Source organism: Flavobacterium frigidum (assembly GCF_048286735.1).
Classification (GTDB): Bacteria; Bacteroidota; Bacteroidia; order Flavobacteriales; family Flavobacteriaceae; genus Flavobacterium.
Genome location: NZ_JBLVPU010000020.1, coordinates 16,814 through 35,057, shown reverse-complemented (window position 1 = coordinate 35,057; position 18,244 = coordinate 16,814). Strand labels below are relative to the sequence as shown.

The 18,244-nt window shown below is 33.9% G+C and carries 12 protein-coding genes; 3 read left to right on the top strand and 9 right to left on the bottom strand.

All coding sequences use genetic code 11. From position 1 onward, the window contains the following. Positions 1 to 68: 68 nt before the first annotated feature. Complete coding sequence (gene pheT, locus ACNQGO_RS12125; protein WP_417985407.1) at positions 69 to 2,489, top strand: phenylalanine--tRNA ligase subunit beta; 2,421 nt, start codon at positions 69 to 71, stop codon at positions 2,487 to 2,489. Positions 2,490 to 2,545: 56 nt separating this feature from the next. Here the strand turns inward: pheT and ACNQGO_RS12120 are convergent, their stop codons facing one another. The 4 genes from ACNQGO_RS12120 to ACNQGO_RS12105 all read right to left on the bottom strand — a co-directional run bounded on the left by ACNQGO_RS12120 (position 2,546) and on the right by ACNQGO_RS12105 (position 9,012). Beyond that, complete coding sequence (locus tag ACNQGO_RS12120; RefSeq protein ID WP_417985406.1) at positions 2,546 to 4,675, bottom strand: OmpA family protein; 2,130 nt, start codon at positions 4,673 to 4,675, stop codon at positions 2,546 to 2,548. A 10-nt stretch (positions 4,676 to 4,685) separates the two neighbouring features. Further along, the gene (locus ACNQGO_RS12115) at positions 4,686 to 5,621 is read right to left on the bottom strand and encodes a PorP/SprF family type IX secretion system membrane protein (protein ID WP_417985405.1); all 936 of its coding nucleotides are present in this window, start codon (positions 5,619 to 5,621) and stop codon (positions 4,686 to 4,688) included. A 27-nt stretch (positions 5,622 to 5,648) separates the two neighbouring features. Continuing rightward, positions 5,649 to 8,276, bottom strand: a complete 2,628-nt coding sequence (locus tag ACNQGO_RS12110) for a gliding motility-associated C-terminal domain-containing protein (protein ID WP_417985404.1) — start codon at positions 8,274 to 8,276, stop codon at positions 5,649 to 5,651. 181 nt (positions 8,277 to 8,457) lie between these two features. Continuing rightward, on the bottom strand, positions 8,458 to 9,012 hold the full coding sequence (locus ACNQGO_RS12105) for a fasciclin domain-containing protein (RefSeq protein WP_417985403.1): 555 nt from the start codon (positions 9,010 to 9,012) through the stop codon (positions 8,458 to 8,460). A gap of 198 nt (positions 9,013 to 9,210) precedes the next feature. On the opposite strand from ACNQGO_RS12105, the gene ACNQGO_RS12100 reads away from it, so the two are divergent. Both ACNQGO_RS12100 and ACNQGO_RS12095 read left to right on the top strand, forming a co-directional pair. After that, positions 9,211 to 9,408, top strand: a complete 198-nt coding sequence (locus tag ACNQGO_RS12100) for an ExbD/TolR family protein (protein WP_417985402.1) — start codon at positions 9,211 to 9,213, stop codon at positions 9,406 to 9,408. A 57-nt stretch (positions 9,409 to 9,465) separates the two neighbouring features. Then, the gene (locus ACNQGO_RS12095) at positions 9,466 to 9,741 is read left to right on the top strand and encodes a hypothetical protein (protein ID WP_417985401.1); all 276 of its coding nucleotides are present in this window, start codon (positions 9,466 to 9,468) and stop codon (positions 9,739 to 9,741) included. A gap of 244 nt (positions 9,742 to 9,985) precedes the next feature. Here ACNQGO_RS12095 and rpsA read toward each other — a convergent pair whose 3' ends face one another. From rpsA to lon, 5 genes are all read right to left on the bottom strand, one after another. Continuing rightward, positions 9,986 to 11,764 (bottom strand): 30S ribosomal protein S1, encoded by a 1,779-nt coding sequence (rpsA, locus tag ACNQGO_RS12090; RefSeq protein ID WP_309755729.1) that lies wholly within the window; start codon positions 11,762 to 11,764, stop codon positions 9,986 to 9,988. A 359-nt stretch (positions 11,765 to 12,123) separates the two neighbouring features. Beyond that, positions 12,124 to 13,500, bottom strand: coding sequence for a nucleoside permease (locus ACNQGO_RS12085; RefSeq protein ID WP_417985400.1), 1,377 nt, complete (start codon positions 13,498 to 13,500; stop codon positions 12,124 to 12,126). Between the two features lie 75 nt (positions 13,501 to 13,575). Continuing rightward, entirely contained in the window at positions 13,576 to 14,268 is a 693-nt protein-coding gene (cmk, locus tag ACNQGO_RS12080; protein ID WP_417985399.1) for a (d)CMP kinase, read from the bottom strand. A gap of 61 nt (positions 14,269 to 14,329) precedes the next feature. Then, positions 14,330 to 15,352: a type IX secretion system protein PorQ gene (porQ, locus tag ACNQGO_RS12075; protein ID WP_417985398.1), complete on the bottom strand. Its 1,023-nt coding sequence runs from the start codon at positions 15,350 to 15,352 to the stop codon at positions 14,330 to 14,332. 148 nt (positions 15,353 to 15,500) lie between these two features. Further along, entirely contained in the window at positions 15,501 to 17,951 is a 2,451-nt protein-coding gene (gene lon, locus ACNQGO_RS12070) for an endopeptidase La (protein WP_417985397.1), read from the bottom strand. Between the last annotated feature and the right edge of the window lie 293 nt (positions 17,952 to 18,244).

The following is an 18,244-nucleotide window of genomic DNA, read 5'->3' as shown; positions in this document are numbered from 1 at the left end:
AACATTAATTATATTTGCATCCGAGACTTAAGGTCGAACTGACGATGTACTCTCATTAAAATTGACAGATGAAAATATCTTATAACTGGTTAAAACAATTCATTAAAATAGACTGTAAATCGGAAGAAACAGCAGCTTTACTAACTGATTTAGGTCTGGAAGTAGAAATTGTTGACAAATACCAATCGGTAAAAGGCGGCTTAGAAGGAATTGTTGTAGGACATGTACTTACTTGCATACAGCATCCAGATGCCGACCGACTAAAAATAACTACCGTAGATATAGGAAATGGTGTTCCTGTACAAATTGTTTGCGGTGCTACTAATGTGGCTGCAGGACAAAAAGTACCTGTTGCAACAATAGGAACTATTTTATACGATGCAATTGGTGCTGCTTTTACAATAAAAAAAGGAAAAATTCGTGGACAAGAAAGTCATGGAATGATCTGTGCCGAAGATGAGTTAGGCCTTGGTGAAAGCCATGACGGAATTATGATTTTGGACGAAACATTAGCTCCGGGAACTCCTGCGGCAACGGTTTTTAAAATAGAAAATGACGAAGTTTTTGAAATTGGATTAACACCCAATCGCGCCGATGCGATGAGTCATTTAGGAACTGCTAGAGATTTAAGAGCGGGTATGCTACAAAATGGTGTAAATGTAGAGCTAATCACACCTTCTGTTAGTAATTTTAGAGTAGACAAAAGAACGCTCAAAATTGATATTGACTTAAAAGAACCTAAACTTGCACCGAGATATTGCGGGGTTACCATCTCAGGAATTGAAGTAAAACCTTCTCCAGCTTGGTTGCAAAACAGGCTTAAAGCCATTGGATTAAATCCAAAAAATAATATTGTCGATGTAACAAATTATGTTTTACATGAATTGGGACAACCGCTACATGCGTTTGATGCTTCGAAAATTAATGGTAAAATAGTAGTGCAAACACTACCTTCAGGCACAAAATTTACTACGCTTGATGATATTGAAAGAACACTTCACGAGGAAGATTTAATGATTTGTGACGAAAAAGGACCTTTGTGCATTGCTGGTGTTTTTGGTGGTAAAAAATCGGGAGTTTCAGAAAACACCAATGCTATATTTTTAGAAAGCGCCTACTTTAACCCGGTAAGTATTCGTAAAACTGCAAAGAGACATCAATTAAATACCGATGCTTCGTTCCGTTTTGAAAGAGGAATTGATCCTAACATTACGGAATATGCGTTGAAACGCGCTGCTCTTTTAATACAAGAAGTAGCTGGCGGAGAAATAACATCCGATGTAGTCAATGTATACCCAAAGAAAATAGAAGACTTTTCTGTGTTTTTGAACTTTAGTAAAGTAGCCAAAATCATTGGTCAAGAATTACCAAAAGATACCATTAAAAAAATATTAGTTTCACTTGATATTAAAGTCAACAGCGTTTCTGATGCAGGATTAGGATTGACTATTCCATCGTATCGCGTTGACGTTCAAAGAGAAATTGATGTGATTGAAGAATTATTACGAGTGTATGGATACAACAACATTGATTTTTCTAAAAAATTGAATGCTACAGTTTCTAAGTCACCTCGAAATGAAGATTATAAAATACAGAATGTGATTGCCTCACAATTGAATTCTCAAGGTTTCAATGAAATGATGGCAAACTCATTAACATCGGCTTCTTATGTAGTGCTTTCGGAGGCTTTAAATCCAGCTAACAATGTGACCATGTTAAATCCTTTAAGTGCTGATTTAGCTACGATGCGTCAATCTTTGTTATTCTCTGGGCTTGAAGCTATCTCGTATAATATCAATCGTAAAAACTCCGATTTGAAGTTATTTGAATTTGGAAAAACATACCACAATTATCTTGCAGGTTATGAAGAGAAAAAACATTTGACTTTATTTCTATCTGGTAATAGAACACAGGAAAATTGGACTAATGCACAAAAGCCATCTGATTTTTTTATGTTTAAAGGATATGTAAATGGAATTCTATCTAGACTTGGCATCCAAAAAACACAAAACATGCCCGTAACTTCAGATGTTTTTTCAGAGGGAATTGCGATTAGTGTAGGGACGGAAATAGTGGTTGAATTAGGAGTAGTAAAAAAATCGATTAATAAACATTTTGGAATCAAACAAGAAGTATTTTTTGCAGATTTTAACTGGAATTTAATTTTAAAATTAATTGCTACCAAAATAAAATATACTGAGATTCCAAAATATCCAGAAGTTCGAAGAGATTTAGCATTACTAATTGATCAAGCCGTAACGTACGATAGTATTTATACAATTGCGCGTCAAACAGAAAAAACGCTTTTAAAAGACATCAATTTATTTGATGTGTACGAAGGGAACAATCTTCCAGAAGGAAAAAAATCATACGCATTGAGTTTCACTATTCAAGACAGTGCCAAAACACTGACTGATGTGCAAATTGATAAAATTATGAACAAATTACAAACGAATTTTGAAACAGAACTTGGTGCTGTTTTGAGGTAGTTATTTCACTAAATGTAAAATCCCGATACTCTAAATTAAAGTATCGGGATTTTTATTTACAAACTCTTAATCACAAATTCACTTCTTCGGTTGAGCTCATGCTCCTCCTCGGTGCAGCTTTCTTCGGGTATACATTTTACAATTTGAACTGATTCTCCGTAGCCTTTTGCAAAAATTTGTTTTGGTGAAATTCCTTGTTCTAAAAAGTAATCTCTAGTAGCCTGTGCTCTTTTTTGGGATAAATCTTTATTAAAATTTCCATTACCTCTGTTGTCTGTGTGGGAACCTATTTCCACTATCATTTCTGGATATTTTTTCATCAAAGCAACAACTTTATTCAATATAGTTTTAGAGTCTTTTCTGATGTACCACAAATTATAATCAAAATAAATAGGATCGGTCTTGATAATTAAGCGGTCTTTATCTTTTACAACATCTTTTTCATTTGCTAAAATAGTAGCAACTTTTTCAATTTTTTTAGCTTCAACTAATTCTTGATTTCTTTTTACAGTTAGTGCAATGCTTTTTATTTTCTCAGACTGAGCTACTTTTTCTTTTTCTTGTTGCAAAGCCAAAGCAGTAAGTCTATTTCTTTCTTCTTCCTCTAAAACAAGTTGCTGCTCTCGTTTAATGGCCTCATTTGATTTAATTTGCATGGAAGCATCATTGTTTTTTTTGCGCTCAGCATTAATTACTATTTTTTTGGATGCGGAAGTATAATTGTCTTTTTCTACTGTAATTTTATAAGTGACTTTACATAAAACTTCAAAACTTAATTTACCTTCGGTAGTTGTTATGCTACGTTGTACTATTTCACCATCAACGTTTTGCAATTGTACCATTACATTTTCTAACGGTAATTTAGTATCCACATCAGTAATGATTCCGGTTATATACTGCTTACAATCTTCAATAATCAATGGTTTCTCTTCTGTTAACGAATAAATATCGTCGCTTCCTTGACCACCTAAGCGGTTAGAGGAGAAAAAACCCTCCTTTGTATCGGAATTTATAAAAAAAGCAAAATCATCATATCCTGAATTTATGGGTAACCCAACATTTTCAGCTTGTGTAGGAACTCCATTTTGTAAAGCCGAAACAAATACATCTAATGCACCATACCCTTCATGTCCATTTGACGAAAAATACAATTTGTTGTCTTTTGAAACAAATGGAAATTGCTCTTTTCGAGCAGTATTAACCAAATTGCCAAGATTAACAGGTACTCCAAAAGTATCTCCGTAAATTTCTACAGAAAAAATATCAAATGAACCGAGTGTTCCCGGCATGTCTGAAGCAAAATACAATGTTTTTTCATCAATGCTTAATGCTGGATGTTCTGTTGAATAATTATCATTATTAAAAGGCAACGAAATGATATTTGTCCATTTTCCGTTATTCCAGGAAGCTCTAAACAACTGTAAATTGGAAACTTTATCTTTATTTTTTCCGCGTCTGCCTTTTTTATAGTTATTTCTGGTGAAAAACATGGTTTTCCCATCTTTTGTAAATACAGCATTAGATTCATGCATAGCTGTGTTTATTTTACTGTCAAAACCAATGGCTAATGAGTCCACTGCTTTTACATTGCGCAACGGAATTGCCATCAAATCAAGATAGGATTCTCCATTCCATTTAAAACGTTTATCAAACATACCCATTTTAGATTTGACACCAGCAAAAACAAATGTATCGTTAGTTACAAAACCTCCAAACTCGGTGTTGGGTGTGTTTATCTTTAAATTTTTAATTTGGAATCTATCCCCAATAGCAGTAACGTTTTTAAGAACTTGAAGCCCTTTTTGGTATCGAATCAAAATGTCTTTATCCGATAAGGAAGCATAATATTTTTGCAATACAGCACTAGCATCATTATACTTCCCAGATGCTTTTAAAGTTTGTGAATATTTAAAATAATATTCATCTCCAATTTCACTTCCAAAATTTGTGATTAAAAGTTTGTAATAGTTCTGAGCAGTGTTAAAATCATTGGTATAATAATAGCAGTCAGCAAGGTTTTTAAGTACAATTTGCGAAGTATTATCTTGAATAATTGATTTGTACAATGGAATTGCTTCATTGTAAAAAGTGCGTTCAAAAAGTCGGTTAGCTCTTTTTAGATTGTCGTCTTGAGCCTGTAATAATTGGATGGAAAGTACCAATAGTAGCAAGTATATTTTTTTCATAATTTATGTCTTAGAAAAATCGTGGAGATTTATCGTATCCTCTACTGGATAAATCTAAATTAAACAATACAAAAATCTCATGGGTTCCCGAATTAAATGCTCCTAGGCTAGAGGTATTGTAATCGTAAGCGTACCCAACACGAATACTGGGTGTAGCTTTTACATTCATCATAGCACTTACAGAATCTCCAAGTCGATATGCTGCTCCAAACTCAAATTTTTCATTGTACAAAACATTTGCAGTGACATCAAGAGATATTGGCGCACCTGAAACGTATTTTGACATAAGAGCTGGCTTAAATTTGAATTGTTCTGATACTTTAAATACATATCCAGCTGATAGGAAAACATGGGTGTTTTCTCTGTTAAAGGAATTGGTACCTGACCTATTTTCAAATTGTTTTGTTGCTAATAAATTTGGGGCAGATAAACCGACATAATAATTATTTGTAAAATAAAAGGCTCCGACACCTACATTTGGCATGATATCATTTCTATTTTCTGAAAAAGCATCATCTGTTCCTAGATTACCACTTTCAAAAACAAAGCCATCAAAATTAGTTTGCAAATTGGTAAACCCTGCTTTTACTCCAACGGATACTTTGTGATTGTTATTAAACTCTAGCAAATAAGCAAAATCTGCAAAAAAATTATTCTCTTTTTTCACTCCTCCACCAATATCATCAGATATTAATGAAAACCCTACTTCTACTTTTTTATTGACTGGCATGTGAGCAAATAATGTCAAAGTTTTTGGCGCACCCACAGCGCCCACCCACTGCGATCTATACAAGGCACCCAAATTTAAATCAGACTCTATGCCTGTAGCATAAGCAGGATTTAAAACACTCATATTATACATGTATTGGGTATATTGAGGGTCTTGTTGTGCTGTTAATTTTGTAATTATCAAGAAAAGACTTGAAAGTAGTATGAACTTTTTCATGTACTATTTTTTAAAAAATAATGATTGTTATCTATTCAAATAAAAACGTCCTTGCTTAGGGGAAATGCTTCCTTTATTGAAGTGTATAACATAAAAATAAACTCCTTCAGGCGCTTTTTTGGAGTCTGATGAAGTACCATCCCATCTTGGCTTGTTTTTATTAGCCGTATACATGAGACTTCCGTATCTGTTGAATATTTCTAATACATAATTGGGATAAATAAAATCAATATCTGGAATAGAAAAAGTATCGTTTACGCCATCTCCATTGGGCGAAAATCCATCAGGTATAAAAAATTCTGGAGTTGCATCACAACTGGTCAGTGAAACTGTTACTTGTAAAGAAGTTGTTGACAAACAACTGTTTGCATTTGTTGAATCAAAACCATAATAAATTCCATTATCTCGCAGTAATGCTGTGTTAGATAACAAATTTCCTCCCGTAGCAGCATCATACCATTTTAAAGTTCCATTTGAAGTTACATTATTTGATAAACTTTGAATAGTAGGCAAATCTAACCCACAAAATTTCTCTCCATTTTGAAGTAGTATAGGAGTTTGCAGTTCATTTATAACAACTTGAGCTAGAGCCAAACCAGATTCACACCCTGTAGTTGCATGTACCTCTTTTACATAATAATTTCCTGATTGTAATACCGTTGTGGCAGGCAGTGCAGTAGTACTCGTTATAGAATTATACCACCTGTACTGAGAGCCATTAGGTACTAGATTAGCTATGGTTGCATTTTGCACTTTACAAAATTCTTGATTACTAGTCAATGGTACATTTGGCAAGGCATTAATTACGATATTTTTAGTATTGGTATTCATCGAAGCAGAACAGCCTGTACTAGAATCTGAAAAACTTATTAAGTTAAATGATGAAAGCCCGGAATTTGGAATAAATGAACTAGGAATGGTATAACTTGTCCTCCCAGCATTTACCATTAAAGGAACCATTTGAACCCCCATATTATTTGCACCAGATAAAGAATAATTAATTGTAATTGCAGTTAAAGCTCCTAATCCCGAGAGCTCCACTACAACTGGCTGACCTGCACAAACTTCCTTTATACTTACAATTAAATTACTACTATCAGGCAGGGCTTTAACCAAGAAAGATTTAGACAAAGTAGCTGAATTGGTACAATTTGTGGCCAAATTAGTAATTCTGCTAATTGTAAAGTTGGTCGTTCCTGCGTTAGGAATTTGAGAGGAAGGAATTTGGAATGATGCAACTCCTGCACGTACTGAAATTGTCATAGTTTGATTAACTAGACTATTACTTCCAGATAGAGTATACACAATACTATAATCCCCATCTGTTAGATTCCATGGTCCCGATAATACTACATTTACATTTGTTAATTGACATACAGGGTCAATTTGTATGGTAGCAATATTAATTTGCGGAATAGGATTAATTCTCACTACCCCAGAAATAGTAGGAACTATATTAGTACAAATTCCTAATGAAGATGCACTTACTATATTTGAAATGGAAACAGTATAATTACCAGATGTGCTAAAACTACTTGATGCTAAAGGAAAAGTAAATACGTTATTGGTAAAGTTTTGAGTTGTTGAAAAAACATTGGTATTACCAGAAATGGTATAAGTTACGGTATAGGCTCCATTAGGAATATTAATTACATCTCTAATTGATGCTGTAAATGAGGTTGAAGCTAATTCGTTTTCACAAATTGGAGCATTTACTTGCAAAGTGGCGCCTGTATAATCCAGTTGCTTTTCTAAAGTAATAAATAAAACAGACGTTTGATCGTCGCAAACATTATTATCTGAAAAAACAGTATAGGTAAATCGATACAAACCGGGACCACGTGTATTGTAAATGTTTTGAATATCAATAATAGAATCGGTATCATCATTATTGTCTAGTTCATCCGTACTGTTCTCTTTCCATAAACCACCTGCATCCTCGCCTATAAGACCATCAAAAAGATTATAACTCCTATAAGAATTCAACTTGTTTGAACACAATTTTACTTCATTGGGAATACCAGCAATAGGAGAACGATAAATAGTTACAAATATTTTTACATCAGGTGGAGCTGGACAAGAGCCTATTGCAGGAATTGAATAGGTATATTCATACGTGCTACCTGGAATTAAATTTGTGGTATTAAGTGTATTATTTGTTAAACCAAGATTAGTGGTATTTCCTACCCAGGTACCTCCTATTTGCGGCGGAAGAAAATCACCATTAAACGCTTCAAATAAATTATAAGCGGATTCTGTATTGCAAATAGAGGAATTGGCACCAGGAACTCCCGTATATCCCCCTATGTTAACCGTTACAATAGCAGTATCACTGCAACCCGATGTAGTTGTAACTGTGTAGGAATACCTATATGTTCCGCTACGGCGAATTAATTGAGCATTTAAAATCCCAGTGGTTCGATTTAGTCCTCCAGATCTATCCTCATCTTTCCAAATTCCGCCAGATGTATGCAAACCTAGTTGCGCATTAAGATCTATGCTTTTACTAGATACATTTGTAATATCACAAATATCTAATGCTACATTGTCAGTACCAGCTATTCCATTACATTGACTATAAGAAATATGTGTAGCTGCAAAAAAAAAAAAGAAATAAAAAATTTTATAAATATCGAAAGGTAATTTTTTATTCATGTTTAAAATGTTTAAACAAAATTACACTTTTTTTTAACATTTTTTTACAAAATGTTTATTTATAAGAAAATAATGCTAAATTTCATTAAACTATATTAAAAACTTATACTTATAAAAAAATAGCCCAACACAAAAGTGCAGGGCTTTTCAAACTAACCAAACATCAACTTTAAACCAACTTTTATTGTTTTGGCAATACAACTGTATCAACCACATGAATCACTCCGTTAGATTGGTTTACGTCTGCAATTGTAACTTTAGACTTTCCACCACTCTCATCTGTAATAATTAAATCTTTTCCTTGCATCATTGCTACCAAGGTTCCGCCACTTACTGTATTTAATGTTGCTTTTCCTTTTCCAGCTTTAATTGCTTTTGCAATATCTGAAGCATTCATTTTTCCTGCAACAACATGGTACGTCAAGATAGTTTGCAATGTTTTTAAGTTTTCTGGTTTTAATACTGTTTCTACAGTACCAGCTGGTAATTTATCAAACGCTGCATTTGTTGGGGCAAAAACGGTGAATGGTCCTTTACTTTGCAATGTTTCTACTAAACCAGCTGCAGTTACTGCAGCAACAAGCGTAGTATGATCTTTAGAATTTACAGCATTTTCAACAATATTTTTAGAAGGATACATTGCTGCTCCGCCTACCATTACTGTTTTTTGAGCGTATGATGTTGCTCCAAATACTAAAGCCATAAATGCAATTGATAAAAATTTTCTAGTTTTCATAAAATTTGTTTTTTTAAGTTATATAAAGTCATTTACGCTCCTTTTATGATTATGGTTTTAATAAAAAATACAATAAAAACCTATATAGAATTCAAAACGCTAAAAATCAGTATTTTAAAAATTAAATGCGAAATAAATTAGGACTTTATTAACAACCGTTACCTATTTTTAATACCTTAGAATATCAATTTTAAAGCTATGAAAAACCGGCCTGAAAAAATTAGAAGTAAAAAATTGGAGTCTAGAGTAGATTTAACCGCTATGGTTAGTGTGTCATTTCTTTTGATAGTGTTTTTTATGGTCACTATTGATTTGGCAAAGCCGAAAATGATCGAATATTATTCTGGAGAAAGAGGTGGTTGTGGTCCTGAACCAATATGCAATATGCCAGATTAAATTCGAACTTATACAATTTTACTCGATGATAATGATAAACTCATAACATATCATGGTTTGTTATTTGCACCACTGCAAGGTCCAAAAGAATCGCTCTATGGTAAAGAAGGTATTCGAAGCGAACTTTCCGTAATAAATTCTAAAGTGCATGCGTACACATCGGCAATAGGTAAACCTAACAGAGGACCAATTGTTATCATAAAACCGAGTGAAAAATGTAATTATAAAAATTTAATTGACATTCTGGATGAAATGGCCATTGCTAAAATTGATACCTACAGCATCATTAACGACTTTACTCCGGAAGAATCTCAATTATTGGTAGCTAATTAGACCCATACTTTTTGAGTCGTTGCAATAAATACCAATGTTAAAACGTAATTGACAACTATAAACAAACTCCCTAGCCCTGATAGCAGCGTAAATCCTTTCTCTTCCTGAACTTGTTTCAGGCTCCTGAAACAAGTTCAGGAAGAGAAAGATTGCAGCGAATAGCAGGATTAGCTCCTGGAAAAATACAACCATAAAAAAAGTCCCACATTGCTGTGGGACTTTCTATATTCAAAAAATCAGGAAATTATTTTTTCTCTGATTTTTCCATTTTAGCTTTCAATGCAGCTAACATATCATTGTTATCTCCTAAAGTTGCAGCTGGTGCATTTGTAGAAGAGTTAGATGATGTGTTTTCTGAAGCAGATTTCACATTTTTCTCTTCTTCTTCACGGAAGATAGCAGTGTGAGATGCAACTACTCTTTTGAATTCTTTGTTGAATTCGATTACTTTAAAATCAGCAGTATCGCCTTTTTTCAATTTCTTTCCGTCTTCTTTTTCAAGGTGACGAGTTGGAATGAAAGCAACGATATCATCTCCGAATTCTACAGTAGCTCCTTTGTCAACAATTTCAGAAATTTCACCATTGTGGATAGTTCCTACAGCGAAAGAGTCTTCATATTGATCCCAAGGATTAGCAGTAGTTTGTTTGTGACCTAAAGATAATTTACGTCCGTCAACATCTAACTCTAATACTACAACGTCAAGTTTTTCACCAACGTTTACAAATTCAGATGGGTGTTTGATTTTCTTAGTCCAAGATAAGTCAGAGATGTAGATTAATCCATCAATTCCTTCTTCTAATTCTACGAAAATTCCAAAGTTTGTAAAGTTTCTAACGATTCCTGTATGTTTAGAACCTACTGGGTATTTAGCAGTGATATCAGTCCAAGGATCTTGAGACAATTGTTTGATACCTAATGACATTTTACGGTCATCTCTGTCTAAAGTTAAGATAACAGCTTCAACAACATCACCAACTTTTACGAAATCTTGAGCAGAACGCAAGTGCGTAGACCAAGACATTTCAGAAACGTGGATTAAACCTTCAACACCTTCAGCAACTTCGATGAAAGCACCGTAATCAGCGATTACAACTACTTTACCTTTTACTTTGTCTCCAATAGCTAATTTAGCATCTAGAGCATCCCAAGGGTGAGCGTTTAATTGTTTCAATCCTAATTGTATTCTTGTTTTTTCGTCATCGAAATCAAGGATTACAACGTTTAATTTTTGATCTAATTCAAGAACTTCAGATGGGTGGTTGATTCTAGACCAAGAAAGGTCAGTAATGTGAATCAATCCATCAACTCCACCTAAGTCAATAAAGACACCATAAGAAGTAATGTTTTTAACAACACCTTCTAATACTTGTCCTTTTTGTAATTGACCGATGATTTCTTTTTTCTGGATTTCGATATCCGCTTCAATAAGCGCTTTGTGAGATACAACTACGTTTTTAAATTCGTGGTTAATTTTCACAACTTTAAATTCCATCATTTTGTTTACGTATACATCGTAATCTCTAATTGGCTTAACATCAATTTGAGATCCTGGTAAGAACGCTTCAATTCCGAAAACGTCAACGATCATACCACCTTTAGTTCTGCATTTTACAAAACCATTAACGATTTCTCCTGTTTCGTTAGCCGAAATAACTCTATCCCATGATTTGATAGTACGTGCTTTTCTGTGAGATAAAACTAATTGACCAGTTTTGTCCTCACGGATGTCAATTAATACTTCAACAGTATCACCTACTTTTAATGCTGGGTTGTAACGGAATTCGTTTAATGAAATAACACCTTCCGATTTTGCGTTGATATCAACAATTACGTCTCTATCTGTAATTCTAACAACTACACCATCTACCACTTCTTCTTGATCAGTAGCGATAAATGTTTTTGAAACTAGTGCTTCGAATTCTAATAAGTTTTTCTCATCAACAGCATCAATACCTTCTTCGAAATTGTGCCAGTTAAAATTTGCTAAAAACTCTTCTTGTGATTTTACTTGTTCAGACATGCTGATTAAAAATTTGTATTCTGTATTCTCTCGAGTTTCTTAATGTGCTAGAAAACAACAGAAGTTGTTTGTATAATTAGTTGAACCCTAAAGGAAACTCTTATTCACCAAAAGGACTGCAAAAGTAACAAATTTATATCAAATTGCAAAATAATTATGCAGCGATAATTGTTTGAAAATCAGGAGCCAGCATTTTTGATGTTTTTATGACGATTACTCCCGCTTTTCGTTGCAATCTCCCGATAAAATCGGGAGGATTTCCACTTCACTCGGTGCTATATAACTTCAATTGGTTTTTGAGCATAAAAAAACCCGATATCTCATAAAAAATATCGAGTTCAATTTATTTAAATCCAGTCTTAATGACTTACATTTTCAACATCTTCAGGATTGTGTTTGTGTTTGAATAAAACTGCAAATGCAACCGCAATTATCAAGGCGTAAATAGCAAAAGCCAACCAAATCGTATGCCAATCTTTCATTAAAATCACTTTACTGAACAATCCATCTGCTCCAATTGCATTCCCTTGACCAGTTACAAACTCTACCATTTTTGAATTTGTCGTTTCTGTTTCCAGAAAACCAGCTAACTCAGTAGTATTATTAAATGATTTCGTAAAATATTTATCAATAGCCCATCCCGAAGTAAAACTTCCTAAAACCGCACCAAAACCATTGGTCATCATCATAAACAACCCTTGCGCTGAGGAACGATTTTTTGGATCGGTATTCGTTTCAACAAATAAGGATCCTGAAATATTAAAGAAATCAAATGCCATTCCATAAACTACACATGACATGATAATCATCCATAAACCACTAGTTGGATTTCCGTAAGCAAACAATCCAAAACGCAATACCCAAGCCAACATACTAATCAACATTACTTGTTTGATTCCAAAACGCTTTAAGAAAAATGGAATCGCAAGAATAAATAAAGTCTCTGAAATTTGAGAAATTGACATAATAATCGTCGAATATTCTACAACAAAGGAATCAGCATATTTGGGGAAATTCTTGAATTCATCCAAAAAAACATCTCCATAAGCATTCGTTAATTGTAGCGCTCCTCCTAAAAACATAGAAAAAATAAAGAACAAAGCCATTTTATAATCAGCAAATAATTTAAAAGACTCAAGTCCTAATGTTTCCATAATGGAAGCATTTTCTTTAGACAATCGTTGTGGTTTACATTTGGGTAATGTGAAAGAATAAATCCCCAGTACAACTGCGGCTAAACCTGCAATGTAAAACTGATATTCAGTTGCCTTATTCCCAGTTAGATTTGTGATCCACATCGCTACAATAAAACCGATTGTTCCCCAAACCCTAATTGGTGGAAAATTCTTGATTACATCCTTATTATTTAATTTCAATGCATTGTAGGAGATAGAATTGCTTAAAGCTATAGTAGGCATATAAAAACACATCGCCAAAAGCATAATATAAATAAAGGTTTCAGGAGTAGCTACTTGCGGAATATAGAATAAAACCCCAGCATATAAAATGTGTAGTACTCCGTATAATTTTTCAGCATTTATCCATCGATCTGCAATTATTCCAGTTAATGTTGGCATGAATAAAGATGCAATTCCCATAGTTCCAAAAACCAATCCAAATTGAGTTCCGTCCCAACTTTTCGTACCAAACCAATAATTTGCAATGGTAATCAACCAAGCTCCCCAAACAAAAAACTGGAGAAAACTCATTATGATCAATCTATTTTTAATTCCCATGAGATGAATTGTTTTTTTTACTTTAAAAAATTTACAAGGCGTAAATCTACCATTAAAAATGATATCTGCAAATAATTATATCGTTTTAGTGATTTCATTGACCAATTCTAAAACTTGTACAAATTGTTCCTCACGGCTCAAATATGAATTGTCAATTTCAATTGCATCTGCCGCCATCACCAATGGTGAATCTTCACGGTTCGTATCTATGTAATCGCGCTCTTCTACATTTTTGAGCACTTCATCATACGTTACGGCGTCACCTTTGGCTACCAACTCATCATATCGTCTTTGTGCTCTGGTACTAGCGCTTGCAGTCATAAATATTTTAAGTTCCGCATCTGGAAAAACTACAGTACCAATATCTCTTCCGTCCATTACAATTCCTTTGTCTTTTCCCATTTCTTTCTGTTGTTCCACTAGTTTAGCACGAACTTCAGAAACTTCAGCTACTTTACTCACAAAACTTGAAACTTCAATAGTTCTAATTTCTGTTTCAACACTTACCTCATTCAAATACATTTCAGCAAAACCCATATCAGGATTAAATTTAAAATGCAGTTTTATACTTGATAAACTATTGATTAAGGTTTCTTTGTCAAAAAAATCGGTAGTTATGTATCCGTTTTGCATCGCAAAAAAAGTTACTGCACGGTACATTGCTCCAGTATCAACGTAAATATATCCTAGTTGATTTGCGAGCTGTTTGGCTAACGTGCTTTTTCCTGTGGAGGAAAAACCGTCAATTGCAATGGTAATATTTTTCAAAATAATGTATTTAATTTTTAATAATTAATCAGCTTGACTTGTCATTGATTGATTTAAGCCCTCATTCTTGAAAGTTAATGGTTAAGCCAAAAAGACTTGTGTTTCCCGCTAATGTGTACCTAGAGTAGGAATAATTAAATTTCAACTTATTCAATTTAAGTCCGAAACCTAGCGAAATCCCCGAAAAATTACGCTGCTCTTCTAACCGTAATTCTTCTGCTCTCCGAAAATTATATCCCAATCGCAAATTAAATGCTTTTTTGGGAAAAAGCTCCACACCTACGATGACATGTCGCAACGCATTATTCACAAATGAAACCTTTTCTTCGGTTGATTCTCCATTAAATGAAGAAGTAGTTCTAGCTGGATTTGAAAATGCAATATTCCATTGCTGTACGTTTTCTAGTGTAAGATGCCAACGAATAGGTACATTTTCTAGTTCTTGCGAAACTCCAGCAATTATCTCGAGTGGTAATTTTTCACGAACACCATTGTAAGTAGAAAATTGAGTTCCGATATTTCGAATTGCCAAACCCCAATTGACATCATTTTTTTCATCAATAAAAAGCGCTCCAATATCTACAGCACCTCCTAATGAATTATAACTTTCTAAAGTTGATGAAATTAATTTGGCACTTGCTCCTACATGAATGTCGGTATTCGGAATATTGTAAGCATACCCAAAAGACAACGCTATTTCACTACCTGTAAAGCCTGATGTCTCCTGACCATTTTCATCGTAGCCTTCAAAATTACCATAATTTACATAATTTACTCCAGCTTGAAATGTTTGCAAATGCCGGTCGTATGTGTAGGCATACGAAGCCGTTCCATAAGTTACTTCCTTATAATAACTTCCGTAATTTAACGCCAAATGGTTGTCCATTTCAGGATTTATTGTCGCTGGATTAAAATGAGCTTGATTGACATCATTATCATAAATTGTAATTACTTTTCCGCCTAGTGCGGCTTGTCTTGGAGAAGTTACTAGGTTTAAAAACTGATACGTATACCTACCTCCTATTTGACTGTAAGACACAGAGCAAATGAAGATTATAAGGTATAATAAAAGTTTTTTCAACATGCTTTAAGGTGCAACTTGTGTGAGGTAAAACGCAATTGCGAAGATAAAATTATAAATTTAAAAAAATCAAAAAAAGAAATTCCAAATTCCAAAACTTGAAAATCAGTATTGGAATTTGGAATTTAAGAAGTTGGAATTTAGTTTTCTCCTAAAGCGTTTTTGCATTTTTAACCTTTTGATCGGTTAAAGCAAATTGCAATACTTCGCTCATTTCTTTTACATAATGAAACGTAAGCCCATCAAGATACTCCGATTTTATTTCATCGATATCACTTTTATTTTCGTGACACAAGATAATTTCTTTGATGTTGGCTCTCTTCGCCGCAAGAATTTTCTCTTTAATTCCGCCTACTGGCAACACTTTTCCACGTAACGTAATTTCACCTGTCATGGCTAAGTTTTTCTTCACCCGTTTTTGTGTAAACAAAGAAACTAATGAAGTTAACATGGCAATTCCAGCACTTGGACCGTCTTTTGGTGTAGCGCCTTCTGGAACGTGCAAGTGAATGTTGTATTTAGAAAGAATCTCGGAATCTAATCCTAAAAGCTTCGCATTCGCTTTAATATATTCTAAAGCTATTGTTGCTGATTCTTTCATTACTGTTCCTAAATTCCCAGTAATAGTCATAGTTCCTTTTCCCGGAGATAGCAACGATTCTATGAATAGAATATCACCACCAACAGAAGTCCAAGCCAAACCTGTAACTACTCCAGCAACATCATTGTTCTCGTATTTATCTCTTTCTAATCTAGGAACACCAAGTGTTTTTACAATATCCTCGTCTGTTACTTTCTTATTGTACTCCTCTTCCATCGCAACTGATTTAGCTGCATTACGGATGACTTGAGCAATTTTAGCTTCAAGACCTCGAACACCAGATTCTCTAGTATATCCTTCAACAATTTTTTCTAATTGTTTTTTTCCAATAGTCAAATCTTTGGTCGTTAAACCATGTTCTTTTAATTGTCTTGGAAACAAATGCTGACGTGCAATTTCTACCTTTTCTTCAATTGTATAGCCTGACATTTTGATGATTTCCATTCTGTCTCGCAAAGCAGGTTGAATGGCCGCCATATTATTAGACGTTGCAATAAACATTACTTTAGACAAATCATACCCCATTTCTAGGAAATTATCATAAAAAGAATTGTTTTGTTCCGGATCTAAAACCTCTAGCAAAGCCGAAGAGGGATCGCCTTGATTGCTGTTGGATAGTTTATCAATTTCATCCAAAACAAAAACTGGATTTGACGTTCCTGCTTTTTTCAAGCTTTGAATAATTCGTCCGGGCATTGCACCAATGTAGGTTTTTCTGTGTCCACGAATCTCTGATTCATCTCGCAAACCACCCAATGAAATGCGCACATATTCTCTACCTAAAGCTTCTGCTATAGAACGCCCAATAGAAGTTTTACCAACTCCTGGAGGTCCTGTCAAGCAAATAATTGGCGATTTCATATCATTTCGCAATTTTAAAACTGCAAGATGTTCTATCATTCTTTTCTTTACTTCTTCTAGTCCGAAATGGTCTCTGTCTAAAATTTTCTGCGCACGTTTTAAGTCGAAAATATCTTTAGAATATTCGTTCCAAGGCAACTCTAGAAACAGCTCTAAATAATTTCTTTGTATACCAAAATCAGGAGCCTGCGGATTCATGCGACGCATTTTTGACAATTCTTTATCAAAATGCTTTTTAGTTTTATCATCCCATTTTTTGGTCAAAGACTTTTGTAGCATTTCGTCCATTTCTTCCTCTTGGGAAACACCACCTAGCTCCTCCTGAATGGTTTTCATTTGCTGATGCAAGAAATATTCACGTTGTTGCTGGTCTAAATCAAAACGAACTTTTGACTGAATATCATTTTTTAATTCAAGTTTTTGCAACTCGATATTCATATATCTTAGCGTCTCTAAAGCGCGTCCTTTCAACTCATTAATAGCCAACAAATCTTGCTTCTCTTTAACAAGCAAATTCATGTTAGAAGTAACAAAATTGATCAAGAAGGATTGGCTCTCGATATTCTTGATAGCAAAGGTCGCCTCACTAGGAATGTTTGGACTTTCTTTGATAATTTGAATGGCTAACTCTTTAACTGAATCCAGAATAGCCAAAAACTCGGTATCATTTTTTTTGGGTCTTTTCTCAGGAACCTCTTTAATTTTTGCTGTTAGATACGGTAGTTCCTCAATAACAGTATCAATCTCGAATCGCTTTTTACCCTGAAGAATAACCGTAATATTTCCATCAGGCATTTTTAAAACTCGCAAAATTCGAGCAACAGTACCTATGCGGTGAATGTCATTTTTAGTTGGATCTTCGTCTTCTTCGTTAATTTGTGCAACGACACCAATTGTTTTTCCAGCGGCATTGGCGTCATTAATTAATTTGATTGATTTATCGCGTCCTGCAGTAATTGGAATAACAACACCAGGAAATAAAACCATATTTCGCAACGGTAAAATAGCCAATAATTCGGGTAAAGCCTCGTTGTTCATTTCCTCCTCATCTTCAGGAGTTAATAGTGGAATTAAATCTGCTTCCGAATCAAATTCTTGAAGTGACAGATTGTCAATAGTAAGTATTTTATGATTTGACATAGTATTATTTAAGTCTTTTTGTCATTAAAAATTGCAACTTTTAAGCAAATATAAGGTTTCAGAATATTCTTTTTAAATAAAATCATTGTTTACTTCTTATAATTTGCAAAACTCTAAAAGATTCAATCACTGTGCCAAAACACAATCACTTTGTACTAATTCCCATTCAAAACAACTTTTTTTGATTGTAGCAACAGCAACCAAATAAAACAATTTAAAACAGGTTAAAAGAAAAAATGTACATTAGTTTTATAAAACTGTAACAAACGAGAAAATAACAAGTCCTTACAATA